11 protein-coding genes are annotated in these 11,349 nt (G+C 59.6%); 1 reads left to right on the forward strand and 10 read right to left on the reverse strand.

Annotated elements, in window-relative coordinates:
* Positions 1–33 precede the first annotated feature (33 nt).
* From argH to AC2D8O_RS05605, 9 genes are all read right to left on the reverse strand, one after another.
* The gene (argH, locus tag AC2D8O_RS05565; RefSeq protein WP_484677805.1) at positions 34–1,371 is read right to left on the reverse strand and encodes an argininosuccinate lyase; all 1,338 of its coding nucleotides are present in this window, start codon (positions 1,369–1,371) and stop codon (positions 34–36) included.
* Positions 1,368–2,453, reverse strand: coding sequence for a M20 family metallo-hydrolase (locus AC2D8O_RS05570; RefSeq protein WP_484677806.1), 1,086 nt, complete (start codon positions 2,451–2,453; stop codon positions 1,368–1,370). Before AC2D8O_RS05570 ends, argH begins: the two co-directional genes overlap by 4 nt.
* A 1-nt stretch (position 2,454) precedes the next feature.
* Positions 2,455–3,246: an acetylglutamate kinase gene (argB, locus tag AC2D8O_RS05575; protein ID WP_484677807.1), complete on the reverse strand. Its 792-nt coding sequence runs from the start codon at positions 3,244–3,246 to the stop codon at positions 2,455–2,457.
* Positions 3,243–4,205, reverse strand: coding sequence for a Rossmann-fold NAD(P)-binding domain-containing protein (locus AC2D8O_RS05580; RefSeq protein ID WP_484677808.1), 963 nt, complete (start codon positions 4,203–4,205; stop codon positions 3,243–3,245). The genes argB and AC2D8O_RS05580 overlap by 4 nt, the downstream gene beginning before the upstream one ends.
* The gene (locus AC2D8O_RS05585; RefSeq protein ID WP_484677809.1) at positions 4,198–5,343 is read right to left on the reverse strand and encodes an aspartate aminotransferase family protein; all 1,146 of its coding nucleotides are present in this window, start codon (positions 5,341–5,343) and stop codon (positions 4,198–4,200) included. Before AC2D8O_RS05585 ends, AC2D8O_RS05580 begins: the two co-directional genes overlap by 8 nt.
* Positions 5,344–5,347: 4 nt before the next feature.
* The gene (argC, locus tag AC2D8O_RS05590) at positions 5,348–6,334 is read right to left on the reverse strand and encodes an N-acetyl-gamma-glutamyl-phosphate reductase (protein WP_484678272.1); all 987 of its coding nucleotides are present in this window, start codon (positions 6,332–6,334) and stop codon (positions 5,348–5,350) included.
* Positions 6,331–7,539 carry an argininosuccinate synthase gene (locus AC2D8O_RS05595; RefSeq protein WP_484677810.1) on the reverse strand — a complete coding sequence of 403 codons (1,209 nt, stop codon included), beginning with the start codon at positions 7,537–7,539 and terminating at the stop codon, positions 6,331–6,333. Before AC2D8O_RS05595 ends, argC begins: the two co-directional genes overlap by 4 nt.
* A gap of 30 nt (positions 7,540–7,569) precedes the next feature.
* Positions 7,570–8,337, reverse strand: coding sequence for a GNAT family N-acetyltransferase (locus tag AC2D8O_RS05600; RefSeq protein WP_484677811.1), 768 nt, complete (start codon positions 8,335–8,337; stop codon positions 7,570–7,572).
* 177 nt (positions 8,338–8,514) lie between these two features.
* Positions 8,515–8,646 (reverse strand): hypothetical protein, encoded by a 132-nt coding sequence (locus AC2D8O_RS05605; RefSeq protein WP_484677812.1) that lies wholly within the window; start codon positions 8,644–8,646, stop codon positions 8,515–8,517.
* A gap of 244 nt (positions 8,647–8,890) precedes the next feature.
* Between AC2D8O_RS05605 and AC2D8O_RS05610 the strand changes: the two genes are divergently transcribed.
* The gene (locus AC2D8O_RS05610) at positions 8,891–9,907 is read left to right on the forward strand and encodes a GAF domain-containing protein (protein ID WP_484677813.1); all 1,017 of its coding nucleotides are present in this window, start codon (positions 8,891–8,893) and stop codon (positions 9,905–9,907) included.
* A gap of 28 nt (positions 9,908–9,935) precedes the next feature.
* On the opposite strand, the gene AC2D8O_RS05615 is transcribed toward AC2D8O_RS05610, so the two are convergent.
* Positions 9,936–11,270, reverse strand: a complete 1,335-nt coding sequence (locus tag AC2D8O_RS05615; RefSeq protein WP_484677814.1) for a PP2C family protein-serine/threonine phosphatase — start codon at positions 11,268–11,270, stop codon at positions 9,936–9,938.
* Positions 11,271–11,349: the final 79 nt, after the last annotated feature.

Raw genomic sequence — 11,349 nt, forward strand, 5'->3', positions numbered from 1 at the left:
AAAACGGAAAAGCGGTAGATGTTGGTACAAACATCACTGGCCGTGGGCCAGTTCATCCAGTGCCGCTTCCACTTCTGACAGCGGAAACTCAGACAGCAGGAAGTTGAGGCGTTCCTCTATGCGGTCATTCCCCAGGTTGCCAATGCTGCCCAGATGCGTGTGCTTCAGGGCGCGGTTGGGCGTGTAGGTGCCCGCTTCAATCTCTTTGGCTACCTCGCGGTAGGCCTGCCGGAAAGGCACGCCTTTGAGCACGCGCTCGTTGACCGCCTCCACGGTAAAGAGCAGGTCATACTGGCTGTTTTCCAGAATGCCCGTGCGGAAGGTGGCGGCCTCGAACATACGGTCAGTCATGTAAAGACAGCGGCACAGGGTATCGTGTGCCGGGAAGAGCATGTCTTTGGTCAGCTGCATGTCGCGATGGTAGCCAGCGGGCAGGCCATGTGACAGGAAAGCGGCTTCGGTGGGCAGTGCCTGCAACCGAGCGCAGTGGCCGCGTACCAGCTCCAGCACGTCGGGGTTTTTCTTGTGCGGCATGATGCTGCTGCCCGTGGTAAAGGCGTCGGGAAACTGGAGAAACCGGAATTCCTGACCGGCATAGAGGCAGGCATCATGGGCCAGCCGGCCTACGGTGTGCGCCACGGAAGCGAAGGCACTGGCAACCAGGCGCTCCATTTTGCCGCGGCCCATCTGGGCGTAGAGCGAGTTGACGACGGGGCCTTCGAAGCCCAACAGCCGGGCGGTAAGGTCGCGGTCGATGGGCAGGCTGGAGCCGTAACTGGCGGCCGAGCCCAGCGGGCTGCGGTTGAGCAGGCGGTACACGGCCAGCAGCTGTTCAAGATCGTCGGTCAGGCTTTCGGCATAGGCCCCCAGCCACAACCCCACCGAACTGGGCATAGCTACCTGCAAGTGCGTGTAGCCCGGCATGAGGATGTCGGCATGGCGGTCACTGAGGATGAGCAGCTGGTCAGCAAGGCGGTGCACATACAGTGCTGCATTGCCCACAGCCCAGCGGAGATACATGCGGACATCCAGCGCCGACTGGTCGTTGCGGCTGCGGGCGGTGTGAATGCGTTCGCCATCGGGGCCAAGGGCCTGGGTCAGCAGGTGTTCTACCTGGCTGTGCACGTCTTCCATCTGCTCAGCGATGACGAAGGTGCCATTCTGCGCCTGTTGGTATAGCTTGCGCAGCTCTGCCACCAGGCGGGTGCAGGCATCGGCAGGCAGCAGGCCCGTCTGCTCCAGCATGCACGCGTGGGCAATGGAGCCGAGTATGTCGAAACGGGCCATCCGCAGGTCCAGCTCGCGGTCGTTACCCACAGTGAAGGCGAAGACGTCGGCGTCGGTGTCCTGGCCTTTGTCCCACAGTTTCATGCCGTTTGAAAGAAAAGGTGATGGAGCAGGTGGATGTAGAACTCGATGCCTGCGCGGAGTTCGGAGAGGAGAATGTATTCGTTTGCAGTGTGGCTGCGGGCGCTGTCGCCGGGGCCTACCTTCAGCGCTGGAAAGGGCATCAGGGCTTTGTCGGAGAGGGTGGGGCTGCCGTAGGGCTTACTCCCCAGTGCCAGACCTGCCTGCACCAAGGGGTGCTCCAGCGCAATGGCCGTGGGCCGCAGACGCTGGCTGCGAGGCGTTACCTCGGCGCGGACGTGCTGGCGGATGACGTCCAGCACCTGTTCGGGCGTGTAGGCGTCGGTAAGGCGCACGTCCACCACAAAGGAACAGCGGTCGGGCACCACATTGTGCTGGCTACCTGCCTGTATCTGCGTGACGGCCATGTGCATGGGCCCCAGCCAGTCAGATGCTTTCGGGAACTGGTAGGTGCGGAACCACTCAATGTCGCTCAGAGCATGGTAGATGGCGTTGTCGCCCTCCTGCCGGGCGGCATGGCCTGCCACGCCGTGGCTCACGCAGTCCAGCACCATGAGGCCTTTTTCAGCGACGGCCAGTTGCAGCTGTGTAGGCTCACCGACAATGGCAGCGGTGATGGGGGGCAACTGGGGCAATAGCGCCTCAATGCCGTTGCGGCCCGAGATTTCTTCTTCAGCCGTTGCGGCCAGCACCAGATTCCACGGCAGGTCGGGGTGGGGCTGCCAGTAACGGAAGGCCGCGATGAGGCACACCAGACTGGCACCGGCATCGTTGCTGCCAAGGCCTGTCAGCCGGTCGCCCTCCACCTGTGGTGTAAAGGGATCGGTGGTCCAGCCCTGTGCAGGCTTCACGGTATCGTGGTGGCTGTTGAGCAGCAGGGTGGGGCGGTCGGGCCGGAAGGCAATGTTCTGTGCCCACACGTTGTTGCCACTACGCAGTGGTTCTGCACCCTGGTGGGTGAGGGTATCGAAGAGCAGGGCGGCGGTGGCGTCTTCCTCGCGGCTGAAGCTGGGCGTGGCAATCAACTGCTGAAGCAGGGCCACTGCATCGGCATATAGCGTGTCTATGGCAACAGGCGTGTGCATGTCAGGCGCTGGTCACGATTCGGGTTCCGGCTGGGGTAGGCTTGTTCACTTCCGTCCAGTGGCCCACCCACACTTCCGCAACACCTGCCTGTGCGGCTTCGGTTGCATTCTTCAGCTTGGGCAGCATTCCCTTGGCAATGATGCCCTGCTCGGTGAGCGTCGGAATCTCAGCGGCGGAGACGGTAGTGATGAGCGAACTGGCGTCGTTTACATCGCGCAGCACGCCGGCTTTCTCGAAGCAGAAGCGGAGATGTACGGTGTAATAGCGCGTGAGGGCAATGGCGACGGTAGCGGCCAGCGTATCGGCGTTGGTGTTGAGCAGGCTGCCCATGCCATCATGGGTCAAGGGTGCCAGTACAGGCACCAGCCCTGTGTTCATCCACTGTTGCAGGCGGAAGGTGTTGACCCCCTCGGGTGTGATGTCGCCCACAAAGCCGAAGTCGATGGGCAGGGGCGGGCGACGCGCGGCATGGATCAGGTTGGCGTCAGCCCCGGTGAGACCAATGGCATCGCAACCACGTGCCTGTAAACCAGCTACCAGTTCGCGGTTGGCCAGGCCGCCGTATACCATGATCACCACTTTCAGCATCTCGGCGTCGGTTACGCGTCGGCCATCAATCATAACGGGCGAGAGGCCCAACTGCTCGGCCAGTCGTGTGGCCAGTTTGCCGCCGCCATGAATCAGCACCTTGGGGCCTTCGAGGGCAGCAAAGCGGTCGAGAAACCGGGCGCAGTCAGTGGCATCGTCCAGCACGTTGCCGCCCACTTTTACGACTGTGAGTTGGGGTTTCATACAGCGAAGGAGGTAAGAATGCGGTGCAGAACGGCCTGCGCCGCAGGCACCCGATTGGCAGCCTGGGGCTGTACCAAGGAGGCAGGGCTATCGAGAATGGCAGCTGACAGCTCGAGGTCGCGGCGCACAGGCAGACAGTGCATCACTCGGGCATTGTGGGTGTGGCGCAGGTGATCGGGCGTCAGCATCCACTCGGGTGCAGATGGGTGTATTCGGCCATAGTCGTGGTAGCTGCTCCAGTTCTTGACGTAAACGAAGTCGGCGTCTTCCAGTGCTTCTTCCAGCGAATAGGCCAAGCGGGCGCCTTTGGTGAAGTCCTCGCTGAGTTCAAAGCCTTTGGGCTGGGCAATGGTGAGGCTGTGCCCAGCGGCCAGCGCCCATTCGGCAAAGGAGTTGCCTACGGCCTGCGGCAAGGCTTTTACGTGTGGTGCCCATGCCAGCACAATTTTTGGTCGTGGGCGGGTCTGGTGCTCCTGTATGGTAAGTAGGTCGGCGAGGCTTTGCAGCGGGTGGCGGGTGGCGCTTTCCAGACTGACGATGGGCCTTCCCGTGAGTGCCACGAAGCGCTCGAGGACGGTCTCGGCGTAGTCGGCGGTGCGGTCGGTGAGCGACGGAAAGCTGCGCAGGGCCAGTATGTCGCAGTAGCTGGCCAGCACGCCAGCTGCTTCGCGGATATGCTCCACCGTGGTGCCATTCATCACGGTGCCGTCGGTCATCTCCATGGCCCAGCCCTCGGTGCCTACGTTCATCACGATGACGTCGAGGCCCAGGCGTTTGGCGGCGATCTGCGTGCTGAGGCGTGTTCGCAGACTGGGGTTGAAGAAAAGCAGGCCCAGTGTTTTGCGGCGGCCCAGCGTTTCGGCCTGCCAGGGGTCGGCTTTGAGCGAAGCGGCCAGAGCCACCAGCGCGTGCATGTCGCCGGCGTCGGCGGCAGAGCGGAAATGAAGGAGGTCAGGCATGGCTGGCGAGTGCGGCTAGCTCCTGTTGCAGGGCGGTGAGGAAAACGTCCGCCTGGGCCTGCGTCAGCGACAGTGGGGGCAGCAGACGCAGGGTGTATTTGTCGCCACTGCTGCCAGTGAAGATGTAGTGCTGATACAGCAGGCGTTTGCGCAGCTCGGCAATGGGCTGTTCCAGCGTCATGCCTATCATCAGGCCCCGGCCCCGCACTTCTTTCACCCCCGGCAATTGGGCCAGTTTTTCCATGAGATACGTGCCCACGGTACGGGCGTTGTCCATCAGTTTCTCGGCTTCCAGTACATCCAGCACGGCCAGGGCGGCGGCGCATGCCAGATAAGCTCCACCGAACGTGGTGCCCAGCAGGCCATGCTTCGGCTGGATGTCCGGGTGAATGAGGACGCCTGCTACGGGGAAGCCGTTGCCCATGCCTTTGGCGATGGAGATGAGGTCAGGACGGATGCCAGCCTCCTGGTGTGCGAAAAACCACCCGCTGCGGCCATAGCCGCTCTGGATTTCGTCGAGAATGAGCAGTGCACCGTGCTTGCGAATGAGCGCATGTGCCTGTTGCAGGAAGCTGGCATCGGGCACATGGATGCCGCCCACACCCTGAATCCCCTCGATGATGACGGCGCAGACATCGCCCTTGGCAAGCTCGGTGCGCAGGGCATCGAGGTCGTTGAACGGAATGCGGGTAACGGCGTGCTGGCTGTTGATGGGAGCCAGAATGGGGGCGTCGTCAGTAACGGCTACGGCGGCGCTGGTGCGACCATGCCAGCCTTTGTCGAAGGCCACCACGCGGGTGCGGCCATTGGTGAAGCTGGCGAGCTTCAAGGCATTCTCGTTGGCTTCGGCGCCGCTGTTGCAAAGAAACAGCTGATAGTCGGGATAGCCGGAGATACGGCCCAGCTTCTCGGCCAGCTCCACTTGCAGGGGCATCTGCACGGCGTTGCTGTAGAAGGCGATGCGCTGCAATTGCTCCTGAATGCGCTGCACAAAAGTGGGGTGGCTGTGCCCAATGCTGATAACCGCGTGGCCGCCGTAGAGGTCGAGGTAGCGGGTGCCATCGGCGCCCCATACGTAGCAGCCTTCGGCCCGCACAGGCTCAATGGAGAAGAGGGGATAAACGTCGAAGGGTTTCATGGGGCTAGAAGGCAATGGATTTGAGGGTGAGGCCAGCGGTTTCAGGCCAGCCCATAAGGAGGTTGAGGTTCTGTACGGCCTGCCCGCTGGCGCCTTTCAGCAGGTTGTCGATGGCGGAGACGACTACCAACGTGCCATCTACGTATTCCAGTTGCAGGGCACACTGGTTGCTGCCTACTACCCGCTTCAGGTGGCTTTCCTGCCCGGCGGGCAGCACCTGCGTGAAGGGATGCTGGGCGTAATATTCCTCGTAGAGGCTGCGGAGCTGGGCTTCTGGGAGGGCCACCTCGGCGTGAACAGTAGCCAGAATGCCGCGCGTGAACGGCCCCCGGTAGGGGATGAAGGACAGGTTGCCACTCCAGTGGGTTTGCAGCGCCTTCAGGGTGTGGCGAATCTCGTTGAGGTGCTGGTGGGCCAGCGGCTTGTACACGCTGAGGTTGTTGCTGCGCCAGTTGAAATGGTTGGTCTCGGTGGGTTTGTGGCCTGCACCTGTAGCACCGGTTACACCACTGGCAAACACGGCCTCGGGCAGCAGGTGATGCTGTGCCAGCGGCAACAGCGCCAATTGCAGCGCAGTGGCAAAGCAGCCGGGGTTGGCTATCAGCCGAGCGGTGCGTGTGGCCTCGCGGTTACGCTCGGGTAGGCCATAGACAAACTGCTCACTGCCCCAATTGTTGGCTACCCTGAAATCCTGACTAAGGTCCACCACTTTACCCTGATAGTTGGCTAGTGGGCCGTCGAGCCATTTGCGTGCTTCACCGTGGCCTACACACAGCAGCAGGGCGTCGGCGGGGAGTGGTACGTCGGCGGTAAAGTGCAGACTTGTGGTGCCGTACAGATCGGCATGGGCCCCGTGGAGAGGATGGCCGGCGTGACTCTGGCTTACGGCCGTCAGCTGGCCCACATGTGGGTGGTTCAGCAAAATGCGCAGGGCTTCGCCGCCTGTGTAGCCCGCCGCGCCAATGACGCCTATGTGTGCTTTGCTGTTCATTGCAGCCACTCCTTTCCGGGGATTTCCATGCCGTTGGTATCGCGGTACAGGGCCAGGGCGTTGCCAAACATGCGCGTGAAGCCCTTCACGTCTTCGCCGCTCCAGGCGTTGTTCATCTCGCCATACTGGCCAAACTTCGACTGCATGAGGTCATGCGGGCTTTCAATGCCTATGAGTTCGAAGCGATAGGGCAGCAGGCGCACGGTTACAGTGCCCGTTACCTTCTGCTGTGTGCTGAGGAAAAACTGCTCCATGTCGCGCATGGCGGGGTCCAGAAACTGGCCTTCGTGCATCCATTGCCCATACCAGGCGGCCAGCTGGTCTTTCCAATAGAGCTGCCACTTGGTGAGGGTGTGCTTTTCCAGCAGGTGGTGTGCCTTGATGAGGATCAGGGGCGCAGCTGCCTCGAAACCCACACGGCCCTTGATGCCGATGATAGTGTCGCCTACGTGGATGTCGCGGCCAATGCCATACGGGGCCGCCAATGCTTCCAGCTGTTGAATCACGCCAACCGGGCCCAGCTGCTGGCCGTTGAGGTGGGTGGGCTCGCCTTGGGCAAAGGTGAGGGTCACTTCCTGCGGCTGGGCGGCAGTTGCCTGTACAGGCCAGGCGTCTTCGGGCAGCGTCAGGTGGCTGGTCAGGGTTTCCTTGCCGCCCACGCTGGTGCCCCAGAGCCCCTGATTGATGCTGTAGGCCGCTTTGGAGAAGTCCATCTCCACGCCTTCGGCTTTCAGGAAGTCGATTTCCTGCTGGCGCGAAAGGCGCTCGTCTCGGATGGGCGTGAGGATGGGCACACCGGGGAGCAGAACATTGAACACGAGGTCGAAGCGTACCTGGTCATTACCAGCACCCGTACTGCCGTGTGCCACGGCGTCGGCTTTCAGTTCACGGGCGTAGTTGGCTGCCAGCAGTGCCTGTGTACAGCGTTCGGCGCTTACGCTCAGCGGATAGGTGTTGTTTTTCAGTACGTTGCCGAAGAGCAGAAACCGCACACAGGTGTGGTAATAGTAGTCAACGGCGCGGATGGTTTTATGACTGGCTACGCCCAGCTGATGTGCCCGCGCCTCGATGGCCGCGAGTTGCTCTGGGCTGAAGCCGCCGGTATCAACGGTCAGCGTATGAACGGTATAACCTTTTTGGGCCAGGTACTTGACACAAAAGGAGGTGTCGAGGCCGCCCGAGAAGGCAAGCACTACGGTTTTCATATGCGGAAGAAAAGGAGAAGGTGGCTTGAATCAGGAAACGAAGGGGTTGCGGAAGAGCGAACGCCGGTTGGCGGCAGAAGCGCTGCCTCCATTGCGGCGGGTAAAGACGAATTGCTTGAGTCGCATCCAACGCTCGAACAAACGGAGGTGCGTGCGCAGATTTCGTCGCTTTTTCCGGCGGCGGGTGGCAGTGGCTGCCACAGTCGGGATGGGTGTTTCCTGAACAGGCGCTGGGGCGGCCTTCTCGGCAGGATCCCACAGCATGGCGGTGCAGAGGCAGTTCTTGCGCTGCTTGCTGGTCAGTATTTCAAAGTTGACACAGCTTCTGCATCCGGCCCAGAACTGTTCGTCCTGGGTTAGTTCCGAATAAGTGACGGGTTCGTACCCCAGGTCAGAGTTGATTTTCATTACCGCCAAACCCGTCGTGAGGCCAAAGAGCTTGGCGTTGGGGTACTTCAGGCGGCTGAGCTCAAAGGCTTTTTCCTTGATTTGGCGGGCCAGGCCATGCTTGCGAAAAGCAGGCGATACGATGAGGCCCGAGTTGGCTACGTAGTCGCCGTGGCCCCAGGTTTCGATGTAGCAGAAGCCTGCCCACCGGGTAGTGCCATCTGGGTGGTGCGCCAGAGCGATGATGGCTTTCCCTTCCCGCATCTTCTCTGCGAGGTACTCAGGGGTTCGCCTGGCAATGCCAGTGCCACGGGCTTTGGCCGATTCGGCCATTTCTTCACAGATGGCAGCAGCATAGACAATATGCTGCTCGGTGGCTACACAGACCTCGAATTCGGGTGTGGGCGTCATGGAACGGAGGCAGAGACAGGAGAGAAAATCAAAACGGCAACGGGTTGAATGGATACACCTGTGACGGGCATACACCACGAATGGGACGCCAGTCTTCGGAAGGATACACTACACCCAGTGAGGGAATGCAGGCGTTTCCGATTTATCAGATGTGGTGGAGGTGGGCCGCGTACTGGCTCAACGACGAATGTAGATCTGAGGCGTACGGTCGTCGAAGCCAAGCGGCAGGCGTCGTCGCAGGGCACGTGCTTCAAGGTGCATCCAGGCACCCAGCGTAAGGTCGTGGCCGTATGTGACGACTGCGTTCATGTGTTCGCAAAAGTATGTAACAGAGAAATCGTTGCAACACACGGGGGGGAATTCTCTCCAGATTGTCCCTAATCAATTTTATTTCAGCAATTTAAATTCGATTAAGGGCAACCCGGCGGGTCTGTAGTGCCTCATGCAGTTGCGGTAAAGCGCAGTTTTTATGCCAGCGCTTTAATCCAATACTCGGCTTTCAGTCGTATTATCCTACAAGAGAACTTTGCCGACCAACCAATCTTCTATTCCTGTGAACGGCACCAGCATCCATGTTTTTCATCTGCCGAATGCCGATCTGTTTCTGCGGCACTTCGCCGCAGTGGTCATTCCAGCCAAGTGGACAGCGCGCCAGCCAGAGCGGGTGGCTTTTCTGCAAGCCGGGGAAATCCGGAATGTCTACCACATAGGGGACCGTGCACTGCTGGCCAATGTAGAAGAACTGTTGAGTTCGCCTTGGCAGGGCATTTGCCAGTTGTATCAGGCCTTAGGCTTGCCCGACGATGGCAAACTGTGGATACTTCCGGCAGGGCAGCGAATGGAACTGCCCCAGCCCATACGCAATGACTTGCAGGACGATGAAGGCCAGCCACGGTCGCTGCCTTTTGGCCTGTTGCGTATTGCTACCATGGAAATGTTGGCACGCGTCACCAGCCTGAAGGAACTGGTGGCATTGGATCTGCTGGAGGAGCCCCCAGCCCAAGAGCCTGTCATCTCATATGTTGAACGTTTGAAGGCCAGCAAGCAACCTTTACGGGAAGACGAGGAAGACCGTCTTGCCGCACTATTGAAGCTGGACATACTGGATACCCCCTACGAAGCCCTGTTCGACGATCTGGTGCAGGTAGCCTCGCTCCTCTGCAATACACCCATCGCGCTCATTACGCTGGTGGATGCCAACCGGCAGTGGTTCAAGTCGAAACTGGGGATGGAGGATGCCCAGACGCCCCGCGAAATCAGCTTCTGCCAGCATGCGTTGCTGAAGCCCGAGCTGATGGAGGTGCAGGATGCCACGCAGGACGAGCGTTTTAGAGAAAATCCACTTGTGACCGGCAGCCCGGATATACGGTTTTATGCCGGGGCTCCACTGGTTACGCAGGATGGATTCCCACTGGGCACCCTGTGTGTGATAGACCGTTTTCCGCGGGCCCTTACAGTTCCCCAGCGGCAGGGGCTGGAGCGGCTGGCTAGGATAGCCAGTGGGCTGATGCAGGCCCGACGGCTGCGTCAGGAATACAACAGCCTGATGCAGAATCAGGCTGTTGGTTGAGGATTAAGCGTGAAAATCAGCGCGGGGTCTAGATTTCGGTACCCATCACAAGCACGTCATCGGTCTGTTTGTTGGGGCCCTTCCAGTCGTGGTAGAACCGGCGTATCAGTTCGTGGTGCTGATTGAACGGCATACCTTGTACCTGTTGCAGGAACTCGCGGAAGCGGGGTGGGGTAAGTTTGCGGCCACTGGCGCCTCCAAACTGGTCGGTTATGCCATCGGTAAAGATGTAGAGTCGGTCGCCTTTTTCGAGCTGAATCTCATTCTGCTCAAAGGGAATGTTCTCATGTATGCCGATTGAGCTGCGGGTTCCTTCGATGAGTTCCATGCCACGCTCTTTGTTGAACCAGATGAGCGGGCGGCGGGCACCTGCAAACTGCAACTTCAGCGTTTTGCGGTTGAGTTTGCAGAGGGCAATGTCCATGCCATCGGCAGGGTTGTTCACGTTCTGCCCGTACTCCTGATGTTGATGGTGCAGGGCGGCCACGAGCATCTTGCGGAGGCGCTCCAACATATTGGCGGGCTCCAGCACTTTTTCGAAGGAGACAACCTGGTTCAGCAGACTGTAACCGAGAACGGACATGAACGCACCCGGCACGCCATGACCTGTGCAGTCGATGGCAGCAAAGAACATTTCGTCATCGCGGTGGAAGAACCAGTAGAAATCGCCGGAGACGATGTCTTTGGCTTCATAAACCACGAAGAAATGCGGCACCAGCGCACGTATCTCCCCCGATGAAGGCAGAATGGAAAGCTGGATGCGACGTGCGTAGTTGATGCTGTCGAGAAGATCATTGTTGATGGTCTGCAGCTCTTCGTTGATTTCGCGAATCTCGGTAGTGCGCTTCTCCACAATCTTCTCAATGCGCATAATCTCTTTGTATGCGCGGAGGCCCCCTACGACCGAAGTGTACAGCTTTTGGGCTGTCATTTCCGTCTTGGCCTTGTAGTCATCGATATCGTAATTCTCGATGATGAACCTTTCGGGCGCCATGCCTGGCTGGCCTGTGCGCAGAATGAGGCGAATCTGACTATTCTGAAGGTCTTCGCGAATGAACTGTACCAGTTGCAGCCCGGCGTCATCCTTCTCCATCACAACGTCTACAAACGCCAGCGCAATGTCGTCGGCATTCAATAGCACCTTGCGGGCCTCTTCGGCCGAATAGGCACTGATAATCTCCAGACCGCGGCCATGGAAAGTGAAGTCCTGAAGGGCCAGACGGGTGACAGAATGAATCTGAGGTTCGTCGTCCACTATAAGAACTTTCCATGGCTCAGCCCCAGCCTGACCAGCTAAGTCTTCTTCAGCGAAGACCATCTGGTCGTCGGTATCAGAGGGAGCGAACATGGCCGAATCGTTCATACGTAAATATTGGCGTGTGGGAGTACGGTGTCAAGAGATAGCCTCGTTCGGGGCAAGAAATACCATTATGCAGGTATCG

Source organism: Pontibacter sp. T17, assembly GCF_057219875.1.